This is a genomic window from Steroidobacter cummioxidans, assembly GCF_003104955.1.
In genome coordinates this window covers 42,128-67,464 of sequence record NZ_LSRW01000048.1, presented here as the reverse complement: position 1 = coordinate 67,464, position 25,337 = coordinate 42,128, and the positions used below count along the sequence as shown (strand labels likewise).

Sequence of the window (25,337 nt, the reverse complement as noted above, 5' to 3'; positions counted from 1 at the left end):
CTTGTGTGTCGAGTTCGTGGTGCGTTGAACTCTGGTGCCGTGCTCCTGAACTGAAAAATATGGCGCCCTTGCCCCGAGCGATTCTCAGTGCGCTGCCTTGCCTCGCGGTGCTGGGAATCAGCGGCTGCTGGACGGCGCCGGTAGCCAACGTGCAACCCAGAGGTGAGCCTGGACTGATTCAGGGCGGCATCCGGGTCGAGTCCGTCAAGGAGCCCTGGATCGTGGAATCGGTTGATGCGAGCGCCCGCCACATTGCATTTCGGGCGCCGGGCGAGGCCGCGCCAAAGAGGTACCGAGTTGCTCCGAGCGTGCCGAACGTGGACTCCATTCGCCCGGGTGACAAGGTGCAGCCAACGATTGCGGAGGACCTCACTGTCTACGTACTACGAGACGGTCAGTTGCAAGGTGCGGGCGAGAGCGACACTGGTGCGGCGCATGCGAAGGTGTTGTCCGTGGATGCCAGCTTTCGTTTGCTGACGGTGGAACACCCGAATGGAAAGCAGGAGACATTCAAGGTCGCTCGCGAGGTGAAGCTCGACCAGATGGAAGCGGGCGATGACGTCGCAATTCAGCCGCGCGAAGTCGTGGCTGTGCGACTGCGCAAGCGCTGATTGTCCTCGCGACTCGACGGGCTGGACGGGGATCTTCACGGCCGGCGCGAGCCAGAGAGGAGGGGTCATGAAGAGTCTCGGCGATTCTCTTCCTTCAGGCTTTGGCATCCTCGCTGTGCTCGGATGTTTCCTGGCCAGTCTGTACCCACCTTCGGCTCGCTGTCAGATCACCCCCGATCAGCAGGCGCAGATTCGCAGCGCGCTCGGCAACCGCGTCGAAGCGCTCACCATCCTCGGGGGAGATTACGGGCTCTCGGGTGGCGCTTTCAGGTCGACGGGTGCATTTCAGCACTCGAGCAGCGATGTGCGCCTGGTCGTGTCCAAGCTTGGCGGCGCCGGCGACTGGGGCGCCCCGCGGCGGCTCGGCAACCTCGACATTGGCTGGCAGCCGCGCCTGCAAGGGAATATGGGCTATATAGAGGCGACCAACAATATTCATTCGCCCCTGCTGGAGGGCGACATCAACGAGTTCCGGACCTTCGGTCTCGAATTCGGCGGCGGGGCGCGATTCTGGATAAGCAACGCCTTCAGTCTGGCGCCAAGCTTGCTTGGGATCTATGGGCGCACGTGGAACAGCTATACGGCCAACAGCGAGTTCATGCGCGCGAATCTACCCACCGCGACTCAGCTCGGGTTGGTTGGCTGGACCGTGGATACGGCAACTGTCGTCGCTGACATGAGTGCCCAGTATCTCGTGAACTGGGATCGCACCATCATCAAACTGATCTTGACGCCGACGTATTACCACACGGAGACCGTTCGCAGCTCCAGCGAACACGTGAGCGTGCACGGCGACTCCGGCTCCCTCGCATTCAAAATCGACGTCGACGTGCCACTCGGTGTCGAGATCTACGGGCACGAGCTGCGCACGGGCGGCTCATACAACCGCTCCGAGCTCTTCGGCGGTTTGAGAGACGGGCTCCAGGAGCAGCACATCAGCGAGGTCCACGGCCGCCTCGTGCTGGACTATCTCAACCAGCTTTGGAAGGTTCAGTGGATCGGGATCGGCGGGTCGTACGTGTGGGGCTCGAACATCACCGGATGGACCGTGGGTGCGGACGTTGCCTTCCGCTTCTGAGTGAATGGTTCAAGCAGCGTGTGTGCACTCAACTAGAAGATGGATGCGCTGCAGCGCGTGCGTGTGTTGCATCGTAGTGCGATCGCGCTTGCAAGTGTCACCTGGCTGAGCGTCAGCCTGACCTTGGCCAGGAACGTCTCGACCGTAGAGTGAACGCGTGATCGCGGCCTCGCGAGAATGGCCAATGAGTCGGCAATGTATGACGCCTGGCGAGCACCCAGGTTACTCGTAGTCCCTGTCCTCATGCTCATCTTTCTCCTCCTTGACCACCTTTCCATCGGCGCGGACGTGCACGCTCTTCTCCTTGCCGGATTTGTCCTTCGCCGTGAGCTCATACTCCTGGGGTGTCGTACCGCTTATGACTCTTGCCTCGGTCGGCGCTGTGCCCAAGGTCTTCTGCGCAGCGTCGCGCGCAGCTGTCGGTACTTCGGCGAGACGTATCGGCTTCTCCTTCGACTCCTCCTCCGACTCCTCCTCGCTTTGGCCAAAACTGGCGGAGGAGAAGACTACGAACAAACCCATCAGTGCGGGAGCAAGGATTCGGTTGACGCTCATGACGGCAGTCCTCGTAAGGAAGCCCTTCCTAGTTCAGTGTCCTTACAAATGGAAGCGAAATCGCCCGCGAGTCAAATACCTGTTTGGGGTGTTTGGTTCCGATGAGCGGTTTCCGGAACGCAGAGACGATCAGTGAACAATCGACTTGACGCCTCTGGCGATCGGGTGGCCCATGGCGATCCGCGAGCCTCATTGGATCGATTCAATGACACTGGTCAGCCGGCGGCGAACTTCGGCTGCGGTGTCTGCGAGCGCCGGGTTTCCTGTTCGTTCCATGGCGACCACAGGATCGATGCTTGCAACCTCGATTCGTCCCTCGGATTGCTCACGCACGATGACGTTACAGGGCAGTAGCACGCCGAGTTTGTCCTCGATCTGCAGAGCGTCGTGCGCGAATGTTGGATTGCACGCGCCAAGGATGCGATATCGAGGCATCTCGGCGCCGATTTTGCTTCTGAGTGTCGCCTGAACGTCGATATCGGACAGAACGCCAAAGCCTTCGCGCTTCAGTTGTTCGATCACATTTGAGAGTACGCGATCGAAGGGACCGGGAACGCTTTTTGCGATGTAGTACGCCATGATGGATCTCGCGAGTGAGTTTGCTAAGACACCGTTCGTGGGGAGGAGCGAGCGCGTCTGCTGACAAACCAATGCTTGGTTGCGCCGAAGACGTGGAGCACGGCGAGCGCCACCAGAATGTTGAACAGTATCTCGTGGATCTCCTCCAGCGTATCTTCGTTCGACAGCGCCACCCTCGGCACGTCGAACCAGTTGAAGAACCGCAATGGCTCATCTTCGACGGAAGACAATGCCCAGCCGGTCAGGGGAATCGCAAACAGAAGAAAGTAGAAGGCGAAGTGCACGCTGCGTGCCACCGTGACTTCGTAGGATTTCATATCGGCCGGCCAAGCCGGCTTGGGGTTGAAGAAGCGCCACGCCAGCCGCACGATTGCCAGCAGCAACACTGCCAACCCGATGGACTGATGCAGTGTCAGCGCGTTGAGCTGCGATCCTGGTACCGGCACGGAGTCCTCATCGGCTTCCGACAGCAGCCACTGAGCCACGAGGGCCAGCACGATGATCCAGTGGAGAGTCCAACTCACCGCTCCGTACTGCGATCGCGTGTTGAGCAGATTCATGCACATTCACCATTGATGAGCGTGCGCTCATTGCACGCCGCGCCGTCGTAATGCGCACTCGTGTGCTACGCGTAGTGTTGCAGGGGCTTCCCTGACAGGCTCCAGAGCTCGCTATGGCTCGGGTGCCAGCGTCGATGTCACGCGCGGTCCGGTCGAGCCGTCTGACCCGCACTCATGGGGCATGTCACTGCAACTGGTGGAAGTCGCGCGAGTATCCTTAGTACCAGCCTGGCCAATCAACGCGAAGTGCAACTCTAAGCTATTCGCAATATTCTATCGCGCATGCTCGAGAAAGAATGGGCACCGTCGCATTGGCGATGAAGTGCGATCGACGTGAAGGCATTCGGACGTTCTTGTCTCTCGAGGACGACATCGCTGAGGATTCCCCCAAGACAAGACATCGAATTGATTTGATCAGCAAGAGTCGGAGTTTTGCACAACGCACGGATGCCTATTCTGCTGCTCAGGTCATCGAATGGTTTCGATGATCCTCCCGAAACTAACTGTGAGGATCTCTCCAATGAGCAAACAAGAGCAGAACAAGGCCGTTGTCGGCCGCTGGTTCACGGAATTCTGGGGCAAGAATGCCAATCTCGCGGTGATCGATGCAATTGCCGCGCCGAATATGCTGCTCAAGTATTCGTTGCACGAGCCTCGCCGCGGCCGTGAGGACATCAAGTCCTTCATGACCGACTTCCGTGCTGCGTTCCCCGACCTCAACTTCTGGGGTACGGCTGACCTGATCGCTGAAGGCGACTATGTGGTCGGTCAGTGGGAAGGTGGTGGCACTCACACGGGGCCGGCATTCGATGACTTCCTGGTCGGTGGTCTGCCTGCCGCGACGGGTCGCAAGATGCGTTTCACCGGCACCACGGTGCTGAAGGTCATCGACGGCAAGATCGTGGAAGAACTCGGCTTGGACGACGGCGTGACCGCGCTAACTCAGCTCGGATTAATCAAGGCGACCGCCATTGACGGCGATGGCTGATGCCGCGGGATGGGAGAAGTCATCACGCATCATTGGCGTGGCGTGACAGCCCCTGCCGTCATTGAAGAAAGGCCCGCATGAAAAAGTGCGGGTCTCTCGGTGGCGCGGCGAGGTCAAACTCAGATGCGCCGTGTGCGGAACGGACTGTGGCATGACCGTAAATCCAGATACCGTGGTCGCGGCAAAACGCGTGCGTAATCCCGGTGGCGAATCAGTTGGCGATGGCCTAACGTGCCTCCCATGCCAACGGTCGTCACGGTCGTAGTAGTAACACTGCTCACGGCGTTGTTTGGTTGCAGCAAGCAACCGAACCAGGCGCCGCCGGCCCCGGAAGTGATGGTCGCGCAGGTTCTGCAGCGAAAGATCGTCGATTGGGACGAATATACCGGCCGCTTCCAGGCGATCGACACTGTCGAAGTACGGCCGCGCGTGTCCGGTTACATCGATCGCGTGCTGTTCCATGAAGGTCAAGCGGTCAAGCAGGGAGAGACGCTCGTCGTCATCGATCCCCGGCCGTACCAGGCAGACTTCGATCGCGCCAAAGCCGGACTCGCCCTGGAGAAGGCACAACGGGAACTCGCGAGCCTCGAAGCCGAGCGCGTGCACAAACTCAAGAACTCAGGTGCGGTTTCGCAGGAGGAATACGACGAGCGGGTGAGCAGGCTCAATCAGCAGGAAGCAAGCGTCGCAGCTGCGCAGGCGGCGCTCGATGCTGCGGCGCTGAATCTCTCGTTTACAAACGTGACGGCGCCCATTGACGGACAGGCGAGTCGTGCGGAAGTCACCCGCGGCAACCTGGTCACGGGCGGCAACAACGGCGGCACGCTCCTCACGACGATCGTCTCCACCGATCCGATATACGTTTACTTCGAAGGCGACGAGCAGGCATATCTGCACTACAACGAGCTGGCACGCGCGGGCGAGCGGCCGAGCTCGCGCCACTACGCGAATCCGGTTCGGGTGGGCCTCGCGAACGAGGACGGTTTTCCCCACGAAGGCCGTATGGATTTCGTCGACAACCAGCTGAACGTGCGCACCGGAACGATCCGCGCACGCGCGGTGCTCGATAACAAGCAAGGGCTGTTCACGCCCGGCTTGTTTGCCCGGGTGCAGTTGCTCGGTAGCGCAGAGCACGAGGCCATTCTGATCGAGGAGCGCGCCATCGGCACCGATCAGACTCAGAACTTCGTGCTGGTGCTCGGTGCGGACAACAAGGTCGAATACCGGCCGGTTAAGCTCGGTCGCGCGACGGAAGGGTTGCGAATCGTCACCAAAGGCTTGAAACCTGGCGAAACCATCGTCGTCAACGGACTGCAACGCGTCCACCCCGGAACTCAGGTCACGCCCAAGCGGGTGACGATGGGCGCCGGGTTGCCTACACCACAGGCCGCCGGCGATTGATGTCGCCGCCATGAGCATTTCTTCGTTCTTCATCGACCGGCCGATCTTCGCGTCGGTGCTTTCGATCATCATCGTCGTCTCAGGTCTGGTCGCGCTACCGCTGCTACCGATCAGCGAATTTCCGGGAGTCGTGCCGCCGACGGTGGTGGTGAGCGGTCGCTACCCCGGCGCCTCGCCCACGACGATTGCTGAAACGGTCATCACACCGCTCGAGCAACAGATCAACGGCGTCGAGCATGCGTTGTATCTCGACTCATCCGCGAATCCCGACGGCAGCTTCGCCATCACAGTGACGTTCGCGCTCGGCACAAACCTCGACGACGCTCAAGTGCAGACGCAGAACCGGGTCAGCCAGGCCGAGCCGCGTCTGCCCGACGTTGTACGCCAGCTCGGTCTCGTGACACAGAAGCGCTCGCCAGATCTCACCATGGTGGTGTTTCTACGATCGCCGGATCGACGCTACGACTCGCTGTACTTGCGCAACTATGCGGTGATTCAGGTGCGCGACGTTCTCGCGCGACTGCCGGGCATGGGCGACGTGCGCGTGTTCGGCTCGGGCGATTATGCAATGCGCTTGTGGCTCGACCCCGGAAAGATCGCGGCGCGCTCGATGACGGTGGAAGATGTGTTGAGCGCAGTGCGCGAGCAGAACGAGCAGGTTGCGGCTGGTCAGATCGGCGGGCAGCCGGCCATGCCAGGGACTCAGTTCGGCTACATCGTGAACGCGCAGGGACGACTCCGCACGGAGGCGGAGTTCGGCAACATCATCATCAAGTCGGGCGACGGTGGCGATGTCGTCTACCTGCGGGATGTGGCGCGCATCGAGCTCGGGCCGGAGACTTACAATCTGCGTAGCATGCTCGACTCGGCGCCGGCCGTCGGTATTCCCGTGTTCCAGCTCCCCGGCGCGAATGCACTCACGCTGTCGAACTCGGTCCGCGCCAAGATGGAGGAGCTGTCACGCAGCTTTCCCGAAGGACTGACCTACGACATCACTTACGATCCGACCGTCTTCGTCCGCCATGCGATTCGGGCGGTCGTCGACACCTTGTTTGAAGCAATCCTGCTGGTCGTGCTGGTCGTCGTTGTGTTCCTGCAGACCTGGCGCGCGAGCGTCGTGCCGCTTGTCGCAGTACCCGTCGCTATCGTGGGTACGCTCGCTGCACTGCTGCTGATGGGCTTCTCGATCAATGCACTGACCCTATTTGGGCTGGTGCTCGCGACGGGTATCGTCGTGGACGACGCCATCGTCGTTGTCGAGAACATCGAGCGAAAAATAGAGGGCGGTCTGGAGGCGCGCGCGGCCGCGCATGCGGCCATGGCGGAGGTGACGCGTCCCATCATCTCCATCATGCTCGTGCTGTGCGCCGTCTTCGTGCCGGTCGCGTTCCTGAGTGGCATTACCGGGCAATTTTATCGCCAGTTCGCCGTCACGATCGCCGCTTCGACGGTGATCTCGACGTTCAACTCGCTGACTTTGTCGCCGGCGCTGGCAGCGCTGCTGCTCAGACCCAAGCACGCGAAGCCCGACCGCTTCCAGCGTGTGATCGATCGCGTCCTCGGCAAACCATTCGCCGTTTTCAATCGATTCTTCGAGCGCATCTCGCATGCCTACGGATTGCGTGTTGCGGACGTGGCGCGCTGGCGGCTAGCGATCCTGGCCGTGTTCGTAGTCCTGCTCGGCTGCACGTGGCTGATGTTCCGGATCGTGCCTGGAGGTTTCATTCCGACGCAGGACAAGCAATATCTGATCGCCGTCATCCAGTTGCCAAACGCGGCATCGCTCGATCGTACCGAGCAAGTCGTGCGGCAGGTCTCCGATCTTGCGCTCGCGACGCCTGGCGTTCAGCACGCCATCGGCTTTCCCGGGCTGTCGGCGAACGGTTTCGTGAACATGGATAACGCGGCTGTGATGTTCCTGCCGCTGCGGGACTTTTCGGAGCGACGAACGAAGGAATTGTCCGCTGCGGGAATCGCCAGCACGCTGTCGGCGAAGCTCGCCAGCATTCCGGACGCCTATATCCTCGTCGTGCCGCCGCCAGCGGTGCAGGGATTGGGAACAACCGGTGGTTTCAAACTCTTTGTCGAGGATCGTGCGGGTGCGGGCTACGACGAGCTTGCGAAGGTCACGGGAGAAGTGCTTGCGACCGCGCGGCAGCAGCCCGAGCTGCTCGCGCCTGCTACGTACACGAGTTTCCAAAACTCCGTCCCGCAACTATACGCGGATGTCGATCGGGACAAGGTGAAGCGGCAGGGCATCGCGCTTTCAAGCATCTTCGACACGTTGCAGACCTATCTCGGCTCGTCCTACGTCAACGACTTCAATCTCTTCGGGCGCACGTTCCGCGTCTACGCGCAAGCTGAGGCTCGCTTCCGCGCGCGACCGGACGACATCGCGAATCTCAAGACACGGAACGCCGCCGGCGAGATGGTGCCGATCGGATCTGTCGCGAGGGTCCGATTCATCACCGGCCCCGATCGAGTCTTGCACTACAACGTTTATCTCGCCGCAGATGTGAACGGACAGGCAGCCCCAGGCTATTCCTCGGGGCAGGCGACTGCCGCCATGGAACGCGTTCTCGCGCAAACGCTGCCGAACGGCTACAGCTATGAATGGACGGAGCTTGCCTTCCAACAGAAATCAGCATCGGGCGCGGCGCTGCTGGTGTTTCCGCTCTGCGTGCTGCTCGTATTCCTGATTCTCGCCGCCCAGTACGAGAGCTGGGCGCTGCCGCTCGCAATCGTCTTGATCGTGCCGATGTGCGTGCTGTTCTCACTGATCGGAGTGAAGTTGTCCGGGTGGGACAACAATATTCTCACGCAGATTGGCTTCATCGTCCTCGTCGGATTGGCGTGCAAGAACGCGATCCTGATCGTCGAATTCGCGCGCACGCGAGTGGAGCAGGGGATGGACGTGATCGAGGCCGCTATTGAAGCGTGCCGGCTGCGGTTGCGGCCGATCTTGATGACATCGTTCGCATTCATCATGGGCGTCGTGCCGTTGGTGACGGCGACGGGGGCAGGCAGCGAGCTGCGCCGCGCGATGGGTATCGCGGTGTTCTCCGGCATGCTCGGTGTCACGCTGTTCGGTCTGTTTCTTACGCCGGTGTTCTTCGTGGCGATCGAGTTGGTGGTACGGCGCAAGCGATCTCCGGCAACGCAAGGCCCAGAGCCGGCGCCTGAGGTCGTCCCCGGAGGACCACAATGAGACTGCACGCGACTGTGCTCGTATTCGGTGCGATGGCAGGATGCGCCGTCGGGCCGGACTATCGCGAGCCAGTGCAGACGACGCCCGATCATTTCAGCGGCGCGACTCAGCCGAATATCAGCGAATCGGAAGTCATTGCGCAGTTTTGGACGCTGCTCGACGATCCCATGCTCGACCGGTTAATCAGCGATGCACTGACAGCCAACAAAGATCTCGCGCAAGCGGCGGGCAATCTGCAGGCGTCGCGCGCGGCGGCGCGGCTCGCAGGGTTCGACTCATATCCAACTGTCACTGCCGCTGCGTTCTATTCTCACTCGCAGATAAGCAGCAATCAGCTGCTCCTGCCGGATGAGCCGCGAACCATCGACAGGTACGATGTGGGCTTCGATGCTTCATGGGAGCTCGACTTCTTCGGTCGCGTGCGACGCTCCAATCAAGCAGCTCGCGCGAATGCCGGAGCCGCTGAGGCTTCGCTGCGTGATGCGATCGTCAGCGTCACGGCGGAAGTCGCTCGTAACTACTGCGTGCTACGGGGGTTGCAGGATCAGCTTGCGGTTGCGAAGCGAAACGAAGTCAATCAGCGTCAGACGCTCGATCTGGTGCAGGTCCGGTTGGACGCGGGGCGCGGCACGCAATTCGATGTTTCGCGAGCCGCCGCTCAGCTCGCAACGACCGAAGCGACGATACCGCCGCTGCGAACTTCGATTGCGACCACAATCCATCGCCTCTCCGTGCTCACCGGGCGACAACCCGAGGTGCTCCGGCCTGAACTGTCCACAGCGCAGCCGATGCCGGCGCTGCCCGCGCTCAATGCCATTGGCGGACCTGAAGCGTTGCTACGGCGGCGACCGGATGTGCGGATCGCGGAGCGCAATCTTGCCGCCGCGACCGCTCGCATCGGAGTCTCAGTGGCCGACCTGTTCCCTCGCATCACGTTCGTTGGATCAGTGGGCTATGACTCGGCTGCGTGGAGCGATCTCGGCACCGGCGCCGCAGAGTTTTATTCGCTGGGGCCGAGCATCACATGGGCGGCATTCGATCTCGGCAGAGTGCGGGCTCGCATCCACATTGCGCGCGCTGAGACGGACATTGCGCTCGCTGCATACGAGGCTGCGGTTCTCAATGCACTCGAGGACACGGAGAACTCGCTAGTCGCCTACGGTGAGTCGCATCGGCGCGAAGCGACGCTCGAGCGTGCGGCGACTCAGAGCACGATGGCTGCAAAACTCGCTCGGCAACGATTCGAGGGTGGCCTCAGTGATTTTCTCAGCGTGTTACAGGCTGAGCGTGACGCGCTCACGGCCGAGGACAGCCTCGCGCAGGGGCGCACGCAGACAGCCACATCGCTCATTGCCGTTTACAAGGCGCTCGGCGGCGGGTGGATGGCGCCGTGAAAAGACGTGCGGCCTTCGTCGATTTGCAAATATTCCCGGCCAGCGCACAATGTCCCCGGTCGGGAACGAGGGCGAACGGATGCGGTGGGCATTGATACTGCTGGCAGTGCTGAGCCTGGTGGCGCTCATGAATTGGATGCGACACAACTCTCCCGATCTCATTATGGCTGCGCAGAAGAAGGCGCCGGACGAACCCCCGCGACTCTTTGCGCAGCAAGTAATCATCGGCGGCGGACTCCAGGAGCCGCCCGTGTTGCCCATCGAAACTGAACAGCAGCGACTTCAGCGGCAGCGAGAATTGTATCTGCAGTTGTATCCACGTCTCGGTGAGGTTCTGGAGATCGATGCGAAAACCGAAGGCGATCTTTACGATCTCCTCGCGAGGCAGAGCATGGATCCGCGCGGCAGCGAATGGGATACCGCCGACGCGCAGGATCAGGTCGCGTCGGAGAAGGACGCGCAGCTCGAAAAGTTGTTGGGTGAGCGGGCGTTCAGCCGCTTCGAGCAATATCGGTCGATGCCCGCTTCCCGCGATGTCGCGCGGCTCAATGCGACCTTCGATGAAGCGAACAGGATCCGCGGTACGGCGATCTGGCAACTCACCAAGCTGATCCATGAGAATTCGGCCCACGGCAGCAAGTCTCCAATATCCTCCTCGTCATACCAAACCTTACCGCCCGATGTGGAGGGCTCGGGGCGCAGTCAGGCGCTGGTCGCGCTGGCTCAACAGCAAGATCATTTCCGCATGCAGGAGGGATGGCACAATCGTATCGAAACGGAGGCAGCGAGCTTTCTGACTCCGCAGCAGCTCGACGCGCTCAAACGCTCGCACGCGGAAACATCACAAAGTTGGCGGCGTGGGATCGAGAGCCTGCGAGCCGAAGTGGGGCTGACGCCGGCGATCCCGGAAACACCGGAGGCGACGCTGCTCGGCATCGTCCGCAGGCGCATTCCAGTGCCCGGAGAGATCGAGTCGGAGCTCACGCTGACGGTCAATGGTGAGTCCGTTCACATCGAGCACATCGGGCCCAATAGTGAGCGCTTCAGCTTTCAAGCGGGCAGCGGCTTGCAAGTGGGAGCAGTAGCCACGCTCTACGACGATGGCTGGCTCGAGATGCTGCTGGCTTATTTTGAAACGCGACGAGGCAAGCCGCGGCAGCTGGATCAGTGGGTAATGATCGGTAGCCCGACGCGCCACAAGGATGGCGAGCGGAGTGCACCTCACGACGCAGGTATGGAAACGCATCGCGGACGAATGGAGTATCGCATTCGGCCGACGGGCATCACCGCAGCTATTGCCGATAGTCCTGTTCGGCGCAGTCAGGATCGGTAAAGCTTTGCTGAGCATAATATCGCGATCGGCTCCGCCGCCATTCACCTTTGGATCAGCAGCATGGAATTGCTACGCCGTTTGCGTCTTGCCGCGAGTTTGATCCTGGTCGGAGTCCTGGCATTGCTTGGCTGGCAACTGCTGCCGGAAACTTTGCAGCCAACAACTCCGGATACGCAGCAGCAGGCACTCCCAACGCCGCCACCGTCGGCGGAAGCGCCGTCCTCGGCATCATCGGCAGTTATCCCGGCGCCAGCTGCCGAAGCTCCGGTAGCAAATGTTCTGCGCGGCCGCGCCTTCGACGCTGTAACCGGCGAGCCGGTAACGAGGTTTGAGATCGTCTGGCGTCAGCCGCGCGAAGAACGGTGGCAATTTTTCAAGTCTCGGGAGCGAACGTTCGAAACAACCGACGGCCGCTTCGAGTACACCGATGTGCTGCCCGGAAAATGGATCGTCACCGTGACGGCCCGCGGCTATCAACGTTTTGAACTGCCGGATATCAGGATCACCACAGGGCCGCAGCAGGAGCTGTTGCTCCCCCTGCAGAAAGGGCACGCTGTGCGCGGTCGCGTCTATGACGAGGCCACTGATGCGGGCATCGCGGCTGGCATCGACGTGCTCAATCCCACCGCTTCAATGGCGCTCAGAGGCACGGGCGGAAGGAGCCCGAACAAGGCCGGCGAGGATGGCAGTTTTCTCATCGACAGCGTGGCTCCGGGACGCACCACATTGGTGGTGGAAGCAAAGAACTACACCACTCGCACGGTTCTGGTGGAGGTAGGGCCAAACACACCGTCGTTGCAGATCGGTCTGTCTGCTGGGGGTGTCATCGCGGGCCGTTTCACAACCGGCGCCGGCAAGCCCATCGGCAATGGTTTGATAACGCTGTATCGGTCGGACGGCGTCATTGCGGGCACCCACAATACCGGTCCGGCCGGCACGTTCGAATTTCGCGGTCTCGATGACGCCAAATATCAAATAGCGGGCAGGCATGGCAGCGCCATCATCACGCAGGACGTCGTGCTTCGCGGGAGTGCCGCGAATATCCAGCTGGCGCTCAAAGCCGGTCGCATTCTTCGTGGCAAGGTCACGGGCTTGCGGTCGGAGCTGTTGGACAAGGTGTCGATCAGCGTGCTTCGCGAGGGGGAAAACATGTATTCCCACAATCGCGTCGACTCGCGTGGTGAATTTGAATTGAACGATGTCGCGCCGGGGCCGGTGCGAGTGGTGGCCGACGTCAACCGCACGCGCGAGGTGTCGAAGGCGATCGAGATGCCCGCGGACGCGGATATCACAGTTAATCTTGACTTTCCCCCCGGTGCCTCTCTGTCCGGGCGCATGACTCGTAACAACAAGCCGCTGGCCGATTTCGATTTCTTTGTTCGTCCACCCGACTCGGGTGCCATGACCGGATGGCATCGCGTGAAGACATCTGCGGCGGGAACGTACACTGTGAGTGACATGGAGCCGGGCGAGTACGTGGCGATCGCCGGTTCATTCGTCAGCAAGCCGGTGCAGGTCAACAACCAGGCGATATTCGATATCGAACTGTCGGGAGGCGATCTCACCGGGCGCACGCTCGACGAAGCGGGCAGCGCGCCGATGGCCGGCGCATTGGTGGATATCGACTTCGTCGAGGGCGAGTCGCCGCCGATTCGGCTGCATGCTCTATCCGATGCATTGGGGCAATTCAAGATTGCGAGCGTCGTGCCGGCCGAGTACACGCTGACTGTTTACAAACCGGGGTACCGGCTATACCGCGAGCGAATCGTATTCGATCCGCAAAGCGACGCACCCGTTGTGCTATTGCGCCAGGATCCTGGCGTCGAGATCCGCGGCCGCGACGCCGCCGGCAAGCCGGTGCGCGAAATCATGCTGATGGAGACCGTCGGCGGGCGCAACGGCATCTTCACCAATCTGCAGCTCGATGAGAATGGCGTCGGCTATCTGCCGAGCGGGCTCGCCGGCAGCCATCTGCAACTCGTCGCGCGCGGTGCAGGCATGGTCGAAATTTCGTCCTGGGATGGCGCCGCGCTCGATTTGAGGTTCGAGACCTTCAAGAAACAGTAGTCAATACCTCGGGGGTTTCGACGGACAGGAGAGGATCGCGTGCGTTCGCTCCTGCTTAGTCCAAATCTGCAGTGTAGAAAGCCGAGCCGGGCAGTTCCTCGCGGCCCCGATAAGAAACAGTGCCGTTACTGAAAAGGATGGCGGGATACTGAACAGCCAGTTTGCGTAGCGCAGTGCTACCCAGTGCGAGAAAAACATTTCGCAAACTTTTGCATCGACGTAGGGAATCGAAGCCAGTGGGCGAAGCTTTGGTGGCCATGGCGAGTGTGCGCAGCTCACTGCACCCTTCCAGAAATGAGACGTCGTCGAGCCGCGTACGACTGATTAACCGGAGTTCCACGAGTCCAGATGCTTCGCTAAGAGTGCGTAAATCGACGCGGTTGCAGGTCTCCAGCGTAAGCCGACGGATCCGAGCCGGCCCGAACCGTCTAAGCCGCTGGCAGGCTTGCAGAAGGGCGTATGACACCTCGATATCGACAGTCTCTACCGAGCCTCTAATCAGGCGCAGCTTCTTCAATGGGGCCGCTCTCAGCGCTGAAAGGGTTTCGACCTTCGCATTTGCGATATAGAGACTCTCTAGCTTCGTCAGGCTGGATAGATCGCCAATCTCTCGTATATCCCGACCGCCGATATGAAGAAACCGGAGATTGGTGAGACGTCGCAAGTCAGGTAGCGTCCGACTGCGAGATTCATAGTCGATCTCCAGGAGATCTATCTGACTCGCCGGTAGTCGTGCGATAACGTCATCGATCCCTGCTGCACTCGGGCGCGCTTTGTAGTTGGATTTGTCGGCAACAATAGCAATCGCTCGAACACCCTTCGGCACCACGCTGTCACCCGGGCGCGTCTCGACGATAGAAACCGTTCGGTCGAGATAGGGATTGGCTTGCCGGGTCATAGGTGATCGATTGCATCATCAGAGACCGCCTGGACAAATACTATACACGACCGGTTTCATGCGAAGCCCCCGATCTCACTGCGCGTCTGCAGGCGTCGCCGCTTCAGCCCTCTCCTGGGGAGCATAGGCAATCGCGTTGCTATCCGGTCTGGTGTAGTCGAGCGGCTCGGACACCAGCGAGCCCTCGAACGGGAGCCAGTTCATGCGGGACACGACGCGCTTGTCGCCCGTCACCACCGTGGACTTGTCCGGCCGGGAGGATTTATCGACCACCGTCGCGTCTTGCAGATCGCGCGCCAGCAATTCGGCAACACCCGCCAGGCCGGCCTGCAGTTCGTTGCGCAGGAGTTCGGCATCATTGGCAAGCCACATGTTCATGTAGTACTCAGCCAGGAATTCCGGCGGATACTGGCGCGCCCGTGCGGTCTCCTTCTTGATCGCCGCCTCGCGTTCGGCGGTGGTCATATTCGCTCTGGAGCGGTCGCGCGACTTGGAAAGATTGGCTTGCGAGTATTTCTCCTTGATCTGCTCGATCTCGGCATCGACTTGCTGCGCCGGTTTTTCCGGGTGAGAGGCGAGCGGCGTCGAGCGGTACTCGAGCCGATTGCGATAGACGATACCCTCGTCGGGCGTGCCCTTCCTGTTGCCACGCTTCCTTATCTTGACGGCGTCTTTACTTACGGCGCTCGCGGTGAGCACCACCTCGAGCGAGCGTAGATCCTGGGTCAACGAGTACTCTACTTTCGCCAGTACTGCGGCCGCCTCGGGGAACTGCCCCGCCTCCCACTTGCGCGCCTCGTCCAGCGCTTGAATCGTCAGCGCGGCTCCGAGCAACGGCGGTTGCCCAAGCTGTGCCTGCAGCGATTCGCCGAACTGCGCAGCCGTCCGCTCATGGTTGAACGACTGCGACAGCCGGGCCGCGCGACTCGAGGCAACCTCGATCCGTGGGGCATTTGCACCTGCGTCGAAGGTCGTGACCAGCACTGCGCCAAGCACGCCCAATTGCGCGCCCAGATCGGAGCCGTCTTGCGCCACGAATTGCACACCGAAGCCCCGCTCGTCGACCTGCGCATAGACAGCGGCTCCGCGCAGTTTGCCGTTGTTGGCGGCATCGAGGGGTCGCTTGGGAGCGGCCTCGCACACCGATATGCCGATGGCTGCCGCCAGCAACAACACTAGCTTCCACATTACTTGTTTTCCCGCAGTTCAAACGCCGCAGATTATGGGGATGCCACGACCCCCTCTGCAACGCAGTTCACGATTCGCCGAGTTGTCCGCTGTACGTCGAGAGTTCTCCCGATGCCGTGCTACAGATAGGAACAGGTCGTCGCGACACATCTTCGTCGAAACCAAGATATCCAAACCGGTGGCGGGCGACCCGGTGAAATTCGCCAGGTTGATCGGCGCCGCTCGGCAACAAAACTGTAGTCAAAGCTTCCTATACTGACGGTTATCGGTCGACGTTCCCAAGCGCCCAGTGCGATCACGCGGGATCGGATCATCTTTTGCCGTGAATGCGAAGCGCAATTTTGGAAGTCTCGTTCGATGCGGGCTACTCACTTGATGGAGCAGCTCTATCTCAAGTACTGGCGCGAGCTGAATCGCTATATTGCAAGACGCTTCGGACCAGGCTCGGTAGAGCCGGAAGACGTCGCGCAGGCTGCCTTCGCCAAGCTGGCGGAGTCGAGCAATGTCGCTGCCCTCAACGATCCGCGAAGCTATTTGTGGACGATTGCCTGCAATATCGCGATTGACGATCAGCGGCGCAGGGGTTACCGAAACGCGGTTCAGCGCGAGCTGTCGGCGCTGGATGCCGATGATGTGTCGGAACTGTCGCCCGAGCGCGTTCTGCAGGACGAGGAACGAATGGCGGTTTTCGGCGCGGCGCTCCGCGCCATGCCAAAGCTTCGACGACGAATATTCCTTCTGGTGCGTGTTGAGGAGCAGTCGCCCAGGGACGTTGCTCAACAGTTCGGCCTGACGGAAGCGGCAGTCTACAAGCACATCCAGCGCGCGCTGCAGGACTGCGTCTGCGCATTTGCGGCGGCGGAAAAGACCAAGTGAGCGACGGAAAGAAAGGAGCGCACGGAGCGGTGGGTGAAATTACACCTGCACAGATCGCACGTGTCTGGTCCGATGCGGCCCGCCTCAAGCAATACCCAGAATATTCCGAGCTGCTGGGCTCACCGACCGTCCGCGAGCGCATCGTCGCCTTTGGGCGCGATTTGACGGGCAATCTACCGGCGCGTTGGGCGCTTGGCTCGACGCTGGCGGCCGTTGTGCTGGTGGCGGTCTGCGTGGCGATCTTCGACCGCTCCGATTACTCCACGCGAGTTGCGGAGATCCGCGAGTTGCCGCTGAGTGATGGCAGCGTCCTCACGCTCGGAGCGAAATCGGAACTCGACGTCCGGCTTACGGATACGGAACGAACCGTGCGTCTGGATCGGGGCGAAGCGTTCTTTTCTGTGGCCCACAACGCCGCACGGCCTTTTGTCGTGATGGCGGGGGACACGCGAATCCGGGTGATCGGCACTCAGTTCAACGTCGCCTACGATGGTCGCCGGGCCAGGGTCACCGTGGTGAAAGGCGAGGTGCAGGTCACGACCGAAGGCGGCAAGATCGCGCGGTTGTTTCACGGCGGCGAGATCTCAACGCCGGTGCGGCTGTTGGCCAATCAACGGATTGAGGCCGAGGACAGTGCGCCGCCTGGCGCTCCCGAGACGTTGCCGGGAACTCAAATCTGTTCCTGGTGCGAGGGGCGGCTGGATTATCAGGATGCGGCGCTGGCGGATATCGTTGCGGACGCGAACCGTTACTACCACGGACGGATCGTTATCGCCACGTCCGCCCTGGGCGCTGAGCGCCTGACGACGTCTTTCGGCGCATCTCAGATCGACGAGATGCTCGATACTCTTTCAGGCACGCTGTCCATCACCGTGGAGCGACGCGCTGACGGCACGGTTGAACTGGCGCGGAAGAACGGCTCGCCTCGCTGAACCGCTGCAACACAAACTTCATAAAAATCCCTGTCCAAATTTCCGTTCCCCCTCGTCCTTTCCAGCAATTGGTCCGCCTTCGCGGACGTTCACATCGGAAATGCGGCCTCGGGGAGATATCGAATTGGGCGGAAGTATCGTTCGGATTGCGTGCACCGGATTTGCAGCGCTGGCGCTGACAGTCGCGGGTTTGCCGGTTCATGCGCAGACGGAAACTCAGAGTGAGTTCGAGGACAAGCGCGATTTCAATATCCCGGCACAGTCTCTGGCCTCGGCGCTCAACGAGTTGTCGCGCCAGAGCAATATCGTGGTGACGGCGCCCAGCCGTCTCACCAGCGACAGATTGGCGCCGGCAATCTACGGCAGCTACACACCCCACGAAGCGCTGCAGGCGTTGCTGGCGGGTTCGGGACTGTACATACGGCGCACGGGGAGTGCGTTCGTCGTCACCGATGAGAAGGAAACCGCGATCTCCGCGGCTCATGGGGAAGGCGTGATTGCCGGTCGAGTGTTCGAGCCGGCCACAGGCCAGTACCTGCGCAATGCCATCATCAAACTCAACGGCCGTCAGGTGACGACCTCGGGCGACCGCGGGGAATTCCGCATCGACGATGTGCCCGCGGGCCCCGTACAGCTGAGCGTGGAGTTCACTGGCTACACCGCCGAGACGGTGGAATTTAGCGTCACCGCGGGCAAGGTTGTGCAGCAGGACATCGAACTGCGCAGCTCGCTGGGCGGCGCAGCCTCTGTGGAGACGGTGCAGGTCGTGGGTGTTCGCGAAGGCGACGCGCGCGCGATCATGGAACAGCGCGCCGCTATGAACATCACCAACACGCTGTCGGCCGACAGCTTCGGTGAAATCGGCGACGGTAATCCAGCCGAGTTCCTCAAGTACATGCCGGGCGTGGACTTCGACGTCGTGGCCGACGACGTTCCGCGCACCATCTCGCTGCGTGGCCTGCCGGCCAACTACACCGGCGTGACCATCAACGGCATCTCCCTCGGCGGCGGCGTGGATGCCAACGCCACGACTTCGCGTTCGTTCAGCTTCGAGCAATTGTCCCTGACGGGTATCGACTCCATCAGCGTCAGCAAGACCACCAGTGCCGACATGGATGCCAATGCTCCCGCAGGCACCATCGACATTCGTACCAGGAAAGCATTCGACCGCAAGGGCCGCGAGATCATCGTGCAGTTCGGCGGCTCCACCCATACCGGCCTGTGGGACAACTACGAGACGGGCCCGATGGAAGGCGGGTACGGCGGCAAGAAGTTTCTGCCTTCGGGCAAGATCACCTACTCAGACGTGTTCCTCGACGGCCGCTTGGGCGTGACCGCCGGCCTCAACGATTCGACCAGTCTGATCGAACACATACAGACCACTGCTGGCCGCAACTACGTACCGACGGCGGCCAGCCCCGACCCGTATGCAGTGACCGAGATCGCCGCAGCCTTCTACGACCGCGAGTACAACCGCCAGTCGGCCTCGCTCGGCGTCGACTTCAAGGCCACGGACGATTTGATATTTTCGCTGGTCGCCTCGGCCAACCGCGGCGACATCGAGCCGAGCACTGTCACGCCCACATTCACCACGAATGCCCGTTCGCGCGGCGTGGTGGGTGGCGGCGATCCCGCGCTCGACTTCACCACTAATTCGACCGAGACGCAGAATACGCTGGGTCTGGCCCACACCTATACCTACAAGGTCGGTAACACCAAGAGCGCGGTGCCGAGCTTCGAGTGGAACTCGGGGCGCTTCAAGCTGGATGGCAATCTGTTCTGGTCCACTTCGGACAGCCGCTACGATTCGGCGGACAAGGGGCAGGTTTCCGCGCTCCTCAATCCGGTGACCTCACGCGGTAACTTCAGCGCCAGGCGCAGTGGCCTGCGCGAGCAGGACTGGCAGATCCAGCAGATCAGCGGCCCGGACTGGTCCGACCCGGCGAGCTTCACGTTGGGAGCCTACAGCGCGACCGGCCAGAGCGCGGCCACGGCGCGGCCGGTTATCCGCACAACCACCGGCTCCACGGCGGAATCGGAGTTTCGCGGCGGCGGTCTGAACTTCTCGTTCGACCGCGCCATCGGCAGCCTGCCGGTGACGTGGAAGACGGGCTTCAAGGTCGCGCAAACCGGCTACGAATTCGGCAACAACAGCGACGCGCTCATGTGGACTTACAACGGTCCGCTGACCAATGCGCAGTTCCTCGAGGCGGTCCGCAGCGCCAACGAGAACTCCTTCGCCCATAGCGGCATGCGGGTCACCACTCTGAGCGGTGGCGGCCTCTACGATTACAGCCTGGCCAAGATCTTCGACATGATGCGGGCCAATCCGGACGAATGGACTCACACCATGAGTGCGGCCAACTGGTACAGCGCCAATGTCGCCAATGTTCGCGAATACGATGAAGACATTCATTCGCTGTACGGCATGGGCACGTTCGACTTCACCGCCCAGCTGAAAGTACAGGCTGGCCTGCGTTGGGAGCAGACCAGGAGTGCGAGCCACGACTTCAATCCGCTCGGCGCGGCTGAGGTCGCTGCGGCAGGTTATGAGGTGAGCGCCGCCACGGGCCGCGCCACTACGATCGAGGGGCTGCAGTATCAGTACCTCACCAACGGCAGGATCAAGCGCAAGAGCGACTACAGCAATTTGTTTCCTAGCGCATCGGTCAAGTACAGCTTTACCGATAGCTTCGACCTCATCGCCGGTTACAGCCGCACCATCCAGCGTCCGGAAGTCAGCGTGCTGGCGGGGGTCTGGTCGGCCTCGATCGGCGCGGAGGAAACCATCGTGACAGCGCCGAATCCGAATCTGGAGCCGGAGTTCTCGGACAACTTCTCCCTCCGTGCCGTGCAGTACTTCGAGCCGGTCGGCCTGGTCGCCGTGAACTACTATCGCAACCGGATCAAGAACGGCATCGTCACCGAGAACCTCAGCGCGGACGAATTCGGTTACACCGGCACTGAATACGCCGATGCGACCTTTGTCACTTCGGTCAATCGTTCCGACGAGACGATCGACATCCAGGGTTACGAGTTCGAATTCAACCACGCTATGGACTACCTGCCTGGCGCGTTGAGGGGCACGACCGTGCGGGGTTCCTACCTGTACGTCGACACGGATCGTGCGTACCGGATCACCGCCAACCGCGTTGCTACGAAGGTCGCGCAGTTCGGCCTCGGCTGGAATTACAACGCTGTGAGCCTGAAGCTCAACGCCGTCTGGGCCAACGAGAAATCCCGCGGCCTGACCGGAAACATCGCCATCCCCAATCCCGATGGCGATGGCACCGTCAACATCAATCAGTGGCAGCCCTTCAAGCCCTATCTGGAAGTTAACATGTCGGGCAGCTACACGCTGGTTCAGCGTGGCAACAACAGCTTCCTCAAGGGCCTGGAAATCTATTTCAGTGCCAACAACCTCTTCGGCAATCATCGGGGTACGTGGTATCGCAACTCCGAGGCCGGACTGGCGGGCAGCGGTCACCACAGCCAGATCGATATCTACAGCGGTCAGAAGGCGACGCTCGGCATGCGTGCCCGCTTCTGAGCTTTACAAGGGTTGAGTATGAAAGCGAGCTTGTTTGCATTCGCGCTGTTGGTCATGGTGTTCGATGCCGACGCACAGGCTTCGGATGTTGGAGTCGGCGGACCGCTTCCCGCATGGAAGAGGGGTGAGCTCGATATCCATCACATCAACACCGGTCGCGGCGAAGCCCAACTGCTGATCCTGCCGGACGGCACCAGCCTGCTGGTGGATACCAGTGGCAAGACTGAAGAGAAGCCGCCGTTTTCTCTGCCCACCCGGCCAGATGCCTCGCGTGCGCCGGGCGAGTGGGTGGCTCGCTACGTCCAGCGCGTCTTGCCGAAGCCCGCGAACAGGATCGACTATGTCTTGCTGACGCACTTCCATGGCGACCACATGGGCGCAATCGTCCCGGAGTCGCCGCGCGCCTCGAACGGAGCCTATCGACTGAGCGGCATTACCGAGATCGCCGAACACTTGTCTATCGGCAAAGTGATCGACCGCGGCTGGCCCAACTACGACTACCCCACGACGCTGAGCAACCCGACCGTCGACAACTATCGTAAGTTCCTCGACTGGCAGTCCGCGAACCGTGGCCTTGCGGTCGAGCAGTTTCAGCCCGGCCGCAACGACCAACTCGTGCTGCTGCGTGACCCGAAGGATCATCCGTCGTTCGAGATCCGCAACCTTGCCGCGAACGGCAATGTGTGGACGGGCGTCGGCACCGTCACGCGCAGCATTTTTCCGCCCATCGAGCGCTTGGCAAAGGACGACTACCCGATCGAGAACAAGCTGAGCATCGCGTTCCGGGTGTCCTACGGCAGCTTCGACTATTTCACCGGCGGCGACCTTTCCTCGAGCGACGAGGAGACCGCGTTCGCCCCGGCACCCTGGAAGGACATCGAGACTGCGGTGGCCCGGGTGTGTGGCCCAGTCGAAGCGATGAAGGCCAATCATCATGGCAGCTGGGATGCGAACAGCATTGCGTTCCTGGCCGCGCTGCGGCCGCGTGTGATCGTGGTGGGGACCCGCGCCGACGGACATCCTGCGATCAACACTTGGAAGCGTATGACCTCGCAAAGAGTGTGGTCGGGGCCGCGCGACATCTTCGCCACCAATGTTTCACCGGCCACCGCCGCGACCAGCTACGACATCGAAAAGATCGCCAAGAGTACGCAGGGTCACGTCGTGATCCGCGTGGAACAAGGCGGGGCGAGCTATCGCGTGTTCGTGCTGGACGACAGCAACGAGGAGATGCGCGTGAAAGCAGTCTTCGGGGCATACGCCTCGAACTGAAGTTGCTACATGGGACCTCGGAAGTTGTAGGGAGAATCAGCAGAGGTATCGATTTCGAACGAGGAGCACACGACACCCCTTCACGCTACCCATTGTGGCAAATAGAATTGCAGAAGGTGTCAGAGTACTTTCCAACCGACGTCTGCCGATCGGTGCGCGTCCTGAGGTTCAGATATGAAGCTTTTCTACTTGCAAGGTGCGTGCTCGCTGGCTTCTCTCATTTCTTTGATTGAGGTGGGAGCAAAGTTCGAGCCTGTGGCGGTCGACCGCAAGAGCAGAAAGCTGCCCGACGGCCGGAACTATGCCGAGGTGAATCCCAAGGGATACGTTCCAGCGTTGGAGCTGGATGACGGAGAGATTCTCACAGAGAACACTGCCATTCTTCCATACATTGCCGACCTGAATCCGGGCGCGAACCTTGCTCCGCCTGTGGGAACACGAGCGCGCTTTCGTCTGCAGGAGTGGCTGGGATACTTGAATGGCGAACTGCATAAGAACTTCTCTACGCTATTCAATCCGTCGGCGCCTGAAGCGATGAAGCAGATTGCCAAGGAAAATATCGTGCGACGTGCCGCTTTCATCGAGGCGGAGCTCGGCGATAAGCCGTTTCTGATGGGGGAGAGCTTCTCGGTCGCGGACGCCTACCTGTATGTCATCTTGAGCTGGCGTCAGAAACTCGGTGTCGATCTCAGCAGTTTTCCCAAGGTCACCGCATTGTATGAGCGCGTTCGTGCGCGTCCTTCGGTTCAGGCCGCGAGAAAAGCTGAAGGATTGGACGGCTAAAGCAGAGCGCGCTGGAACTCGCCGCAGTCGACGCGCGCTTCAATTGAACCCGCTCACACAGCTGTGCTGAGCTGATTGTTTGCACCGAGCCCTGTGAGGAAATCATGATAGTGCGCTTGTCCGCTCTTGTAATCGCTTCGTTGCTATTCGCTGCCTGTGCCAAAGAGCCGGCTAACTCCGATGGCAATGGTCCGGGCAACGCCGATGGGATCGGTGGGCGTGAGGGTCCCCCAACGGTGACGCCGCCCGGCATCCCACCCGGTGGCCCTACGGCGCCTCAGTCATCAGACAGTGATTCGGCGCCCGCGGAAACGCCGCCTCCCGCTCAGTAAGTACTGTTTGCTCATCCGGTCTTCTGCCCGTCGGGCGATGGTGGCGGCGGCCGCCATCATTCCTCGGGCTCTTTAACGCTGCAATCATTTCGGATCGCTGTGTTGATAGTCTCGGCGAGCTGTGAAGCTTGCTACTTGCTGGATAGCGCTGCTCCACCGGTCAATCGTCGGTCTGCGCGCGTAGAGAAGGTAGCCACTCATGCTCTGGATCGGTTCGCAGCAGCGTGTGGCGTAACCATGCGCGTGCGTTGGAGTCCATGCGAGGTGCGATGTGATCGAAATCCGCTTGGTCCTTTGCGCGCCGAGATCGCGCCTTGTATAGGAGTTGAATCTCTGGCGAGAGATATGGAATGCCCTCTGGGTTCCACCGAATCACCGTGGCGAGAGGTCGCTGGATCTCGGGTTGCCGACGGAACACCCACCGGTCATCGTCGGCTGCATCGAGCATCAGCTCCATTGCCCACAGCGTCGTGCCGGCCGGTCGGCACCACAATGAATTCACTTCAGCTTTTGGTAGGGTCCCGGTCTGCAGTCGAGTGAGTCGGCCCTTGTGGGCCTCGAAGAACTCCCACGATGACAGCGTTCCAAGAACTTGCGCCACATCACGTCGGAGTACACCGATATCGAGGTCGCCGTGGCGACGGCTTTGCGTACCCCCGAATAGATCGAGCGCCCACCCGCCAGCGATCCACCAAGGGCCGGAAACCCCGGCCAGCCAACTGGCGCCGTCCGCTGGAGATGCTGCCCGCCATTCTGCGAGTTCTGATTGATCGACTGCGGCCATGGTAGAAACCGGAATTGGATTGGTGGAAAGGGAGGGGCTCGAAAACGCCATAGGGACTGATTTGATTCGAGTCCAAGTCCCCCTCAATTCCCGTCAATCCCCCAATCTGGCACTGGATTTGGCACTCGATAAAGGACGTCGAGCCCGCCATGAGCGCGAGAAAGATCTCTTACGTGCATTGCAGGCGAGGGCGAGAGGATGCGCCTTGGGCCGCAGCCAATATATTTGCCGACTTTCCCTCTTCGATGATAATAAGGCACAAAGCAGAATTGATGGAAATCAGCCAACACGAATGGCTATATCTGAAGCAGCCCGCGTTGGAGGCATTGGCCAAAGTCAATGCCAATGGCACATAACAAACGCGTGCAGCCGCCGCTCGGAAACCCTCGCGCCGTGACGCGTGGCGTTGGGCGGCAATCTAGGACGGGCTATCGCGATGGGTTTGACATGCACTCTCCATGCCCTCTCGGAAGAGGATGCCTCGTTTCTGCTGGCAGGTAACCGCGAGCATCAGCCGCGAATACTAGATAGTTGCGAACTCGACAAGGCTTGGGGAGCAATTCACTACTTCATCTCGGGCTCCAGTGCTGTCAATCCTGGTAATCCAGAGGCGAAGGATTTCCTTCTGAGCGGAATGACCATCGAGGACATGGAAGGAGTAACCATCCACACCTGCATCGCTGTCGCCGCTTTTGCCAATCAAGTGACCTCTATAACGAGCGAGCAGTTAATGAGTCGCTTCGATCCAGATCGAATGAATGAAGAGAAGGTCTATCTGGAACCGTGGGATGAATCCGGCCGCGAGTATGTCTTGCAGTTTATTGAGCCTTTCAGAAGATTTATTGTTGCCGCAGCCGATGCGAAGCGCGCGGTTCTAGTCGTCATATGCTGATTGAGGGAGCGAATGAGGCTGGCGGGAAGGTCAAGAACGAGCATCTGTTCTTCCGT

Annotated in this window: 20 protein-coding genes; 14 read left to right on the top strand and 6 right to left on the bottom strand. The window is 60.7% G+C overall.

Annotated features, from left to right (window positions below; translation table 11 throughout):
- Nucleotides 1-59 precede the first annotated feature (59 nt).
- Both D0550_RS22105 and D0550_RS22100 read left to right on the top strand, forming a co-directional pair.
- A complete protein-coding gene (locus D0550_RS22105) occupies nucleotides 60-611 on the top strand; it encodes a hypothetical protein (protein ID WP_116811364.1) in 552 nt (183 codons plus the stop codon).
- Nucleotides 612-678: 67 nt separating this feature from the next.
- Nucleotides 679-1,689 (top strand): hypothetical protein, encoded by a 1,011-nt coding sequence (locus tag D0550_RS22100; RefSeq protein ID WP_116811363.1) that lies wholly within the window; start codon nucleotides 679-681, stop codon nucleotides 1,687-1,689.
- A gap of 222 nt (nucleotides 1,690-1,911) precedes the next feature.
- On the opposite strand, the gene D0550_RS22095 is transcribed toward D0550_RS22100, so the two are convergent.
- From D0550_RS22095 to D0550_RS22085, 3 genes are all read right to left on the bottom strand, one after another.
- Nucleotides 1,912-2,244 carry a hypothetical protein gene (locus tag D0550_RS22095; protein ID WP_153067268.1) on the bottom strand — a complete coding sequence of 111 codons (333 nt, stop codon included), beginning with the start codon at nucleotides 2,242-2,244 and terminating at the stop codon, nucleotides 1,912-1,914.
- Nucleotides 2,245-2,433: 189 nt separating this feature from the next.
- Entirely contained in the window at nucleotides 2,434-2,823 is a 390-nt protein-coding gene (locus D0550_RS22090; RefSeq protein WP_116811361.1) for a DUF302 domain-containing protein, read from the bottom strand.
- 23 nt (nucleotides 2,824-2,846) lie between these two features.
- Nucleotides 2,847-3,383, bottom strand: coding sequence for a cytochrome b (locus tag D0550_RS22085; protein ID WP_161965982.1), 537 nt, complete (start codon nucleotides 3,381-3,383; stop codon nucleotides 2,847-2,849).
- 520 nt (nucleotides 3,384-3,903) lie between these two features.
- Between D0550_RS22085 and D0550_RS22075 the strand changes: the two genes are divergently transcribed.
- The 6 genes from D0550_RS22075 (at nucleotide 3,904) to D0550_RS22050 (ending at nucleotide 13,774) form a co-directional block, all read left to right on the top strand.
- Nucleotides 3,904-4,371: an ester cyclase gene (locus D0550_RS22075; protein WP_116811358.1), complete on the top strand. Its 468-nt coding sequence runs from the start codon at nucleotides 3,904-3,906 to the stop codon at nucleotides 4,369-4,371.
- A 240-nt stretch (nucleotides 4,372-4,611) separates the two neighbouring features.
- A complete protein-coding gene (locus D0550_RS22070) occupies nucleotides 4,612-5,772 on the top strand; it encodes an efflux RND transporter periplasmic adaptor subunit (RefSeq protein ID WP_116811357.1) in 1,161 nt (386 codons plus the stop codon).
- Between the two features lie 10 nt (nucleotides 5,773-5,782).
- Nucleotides 5,783-8,980, top strand: coding sequence for an efflux RND transporter permease subunit (locus tag D0550_RS22065; protein WP_116811356.1), 3,198 nt, complete (start codon nucleotides 5,783-5,785; stop codon nucleotides 8,978-8,980).
- Nucleotides 8,977-10,374, top strand: coding sequence for an efflux transporter outer membrane subunit (locus D0550_RS22060; RefSeq protein ID WP_116811355.1), 1,398 nt, complete (start codon nucleotides 8,977-8,979; stop codon nucleotides 10,372-10,374). Before D0550_RS22065 ends, D0550_RS22060 begins: the two co-directional genes overlap by 4 nt.
- Before the next feature lie 79 nt (nucleotides 10,375-10,453).
- Nucleotides 10,454-11,707, top strand: a complete 1,254-nt coding sequence (locus tag D0550_RS22055) for a hypothetical protein (protein WP_153067267.1) — start codon at nucleotides 10,454-10,456, stop codon at nucleotides 11,705-11,707.
- Nucleotides 11,708-11,767: 60 nt separating this feature from the next.
- Entirely contained in the window at nucleotides 11,768-13,774 is a 2,007-nt protein-coding gene (locus tag D0550_RS22050) for an MSCRAMM family protein (RefSeq protein WP_116811353.1), read from the top strand.
- Between the two features lie 55 nt (nucleotides 13,775-13,829).
- Here D0550_RS22050 and D0550_RS22045 read toward each other — a convergent pair whose 3' ends face one another.
- Nucleotides 13,830-14,672: a leucine-rich repeat domain-containing protein gene (locus D0550_RS22045; protein ID WP_116811352.1), complete on the bottom strand. Its 843-nt coding sequence runs from the start codon at nucleotides 14,670-14,672 to the stop codon at nucleotides 13,830-13,832.
- A gap of 75 nt (nucleotides 14,673-14,747) precedes the next feature.
- Nucleotides 14,748-15,848: a hypothetical protein gene (locus D0550_RS22040; protein WP_153067266.1), complete on the bottom strand. Its 1,101-nt coding sequence runs from the start codon at nucleotides 15,846-15,848 to the stop codon at nucleotides 14,748-14,750.
- A gap of 369 nt (nucleotides 15,849-16,217) precedes the next feature.
- On the opposite strand from D0550_RS22040, the gene D0550_RS22035 reads away from it, so the two are divergent.
- From D0550_RS22035 to gstA, 5 genes are all read left to right on the top strand, one after another.
- Nucleotides 16,218-16,736: an RNA polymerase sigma factor gene (locus D0550_RS22035; RefSeq protein WP_116811350.1), complete on the top strand. Its 519-nt coding sequence runs from the start codon at nucleotides 16,218-16,220 to the stop codon at nucleotides 16,734-16,736.
- A complete protein-coding gene (locus D0550_RS22030) occupies nucleotides 16,733-17,668 on the top strand; it encodes a FecR family protein (protein ID WP_116811349.1) in 936 nt (311 codons plus the stop codon). The genes D0550_RS22035 and D0550_RS22030 overlap by 4 nt, the downstream gene beginning before the upstream one ends.
- A gap of 124 nt (nucleotides 17,669-17,792) precedes the next feature.
- Complete coding sequence (locus D0550_RS22025; RefSeq protein WP_161965981.1) at nucleotides 17,793-21,218, top strand: TonB-dependent receptor domain-containing protein; 3,426 nt, start codon at nucleotides 17,793-17,795, stop codon at nucleotides 21,216-21,218.
- An 18-nt stretch (nucleotides 21,219-21,236) separates the two neighbouring features.
- Complete coding sequence (locus D0550_RS22020; RefSeq protein ID WP_116811347.1) at nucleotides 21,237-22,490, top strand: ComEC/Rec2 family competence protein; 1,254 nt, start codon at nucleotides 21,237-21,239, stop codon at nucleotides 22,488-22,490.
- 174 nt (nucleotides 22,491-22,664) lie between these two features.
- Nucleotides 22,665-23,273: a glutathione transferase GstA gene (gstA, locus tag D0550_RS22015; protein ID WP_116811346.1), complete on the top strand. Its 609-nt coding sequence runs from the start codon at nucleotides 22,665-22,667 to the stop codon at nucleotides 23,271-23,273.
- A 492-nt stretch (nucleotides 23,274-23,765) separates the two neighbouring features.
- Here the strand turns inward: gstA and D0550_RS34645 are convergent, their stop codons facing one another.
- Nucleotides 23,766-24,440, bottom strand: a complete 675-nt coding sequence (locus tag D0550_RS34645; protein WP_161965980.1) for a nucleotidyltransferase domain-containing protein — start codon at nucleotides 24,438-24,440, stop codon at nucleotides 23,766-23,768.
- 385 nt (nucleotides 24,441-24,825) lie between these two features.
- Here D0550_RS34645 and D0550_RS22005 point away from each other — a divergent pair, with 385 nt between their 5' ends.
- Nucleotides 24,826-25,281: a DUF1877 family protein gene (locus tag D0550_RS22005; RefSeq protein WP_116811344.1), complete on the top strand. Its 456-nt coding sequence runs from the start codon at nucleotides 24,826-24,828 to the stop codon at nucleotides 25,279-25,281.
- Nucleotides 25,282-25,337: the final 56 nt, after the last annotated feature.

Excerpts from the sequence above, each read along its gene's own strand:
- D0550_RS22105 (WP_116811364.1), top strand. The coding sequence starts at position 60 with ATGGCGCCCTTGCCCCGAGCGATTCTCAGTGCGCTGCCTTGCCTCGCG.
- D0550_RS22100 (WP_116811363.1), top strand. The coding sequence starts at position 679 with ATGAAGAGTCTCGGCGATTCTCTTCCTTCAGGCTTTGGCATCCTCGCT.
- D0550_RS22095 (WP_153067268.1), bottom strand. The coding sequence starts at position 2,244 with ATGAGCGTCAACCGAATCCTTGCTCCCGCACTGATGGGTTTGTTCGTA.
- D0550_RS22090 (WP_116811361.1), bottom strand. The coding sequence starts at position 2,823 with ATGGCGTACTACATCGCAAAAAGCGTTCCCGGTCCCTTCGATCGCGTA.
- D0550_RS22085 (WP_161965982.1), bottom strand. The coding sequence starts at position 3,383 with ATGAATCTGCTCAACACGCGATCGCAGTACGGAGCGGTGAGTTGGACT.
- D0550_RS22075 (WP_116811358.1), top strand. The coding sequence starts at position 3,904 with ATGAGCAAACAAGAGCAGAACAAGGCCGTTGTCGGCCGCTGGTTCACG.
- D0550_RS22070 (WP_116811357.1), top strand. The coding sequence starts at position 4,612 with ATGCCAACGGTCGTCACGGTCGTAGTAGTAACACTGCTCACGGCGTTG.
- D0550_RS22065 (WP_116811356.1), top strand. The coding sequence starts at position 5,783 with ATGAGCATTTCTTCGTTCTTCATCGACCGGCCGATCTTCGCGTCGGTG.
- D0550_RS22060 (WP_116811355.1), top strand. The coding sequence starts at position 8,977 with ATGAGACTGCACGCGACTGTGCTCGTATTCGGTGCGATGGCAGGATGC.
- D0550_RS22055 (WP_153067267.1), top strand. The coding sequence starts at position 10,454 with ATGCGGTGGGCATTGATACTGCTGGCAGTGCTGAGCCTGGTGGCGCTC.
- D0550_RS22050 (WP_116811353.1), top strand. The coding sequence starts at position 11,768 with ATGGAATTGCTACGCCGTTTGCGTCTTGCCGCGAGTTTGATCCTGGTC.
- D0550_RS22045 (WP_116811352.1), bottom strand. The coding sequence starts at position 14,672 with ATGACCCGGCAAGCCAATCCCTATCTCGACCGAACGGTTTCTATCGTC.
- D0550_RS22035 (WP_116811350.1), top strand. The coding sequence starts at position 16,218 with ATGCGGGCTACTCACTTGATGGAGCAGCTCTATCTCAAGTACTGGCGC.
- D0550_RS22020 (WP_116811347.1), top strand. The coding sequence starts at position 21,237 with ATGAAAGCGAGCTTGTTTGCATTCGCGCTGTTGGTCATGGTGTTCGAT.
- gstA (WP_116811346.1), top strand. The coding sequence starts at position 22,665 with ATGAAGCTTTTCTACTTGCAAGGTGCGTGCTCGCTGGCTTCTCTCATT.
- D0550_RS34645 (WP_161965980.1), bottom strand. The coding sequence starts at position 24,440 with ATGGCGTTTTCGAGCCCCTCCCTTTCCACCAATCCAATTCCGGTTTCT.
- D0550_RS22005 (WP_116811344.1), top strand. The coding sequence starts at position 24,826 with ATGGGTTTGACATGCACTCTCCATGCCCTCTCGGAAGAGGATGCCTCG.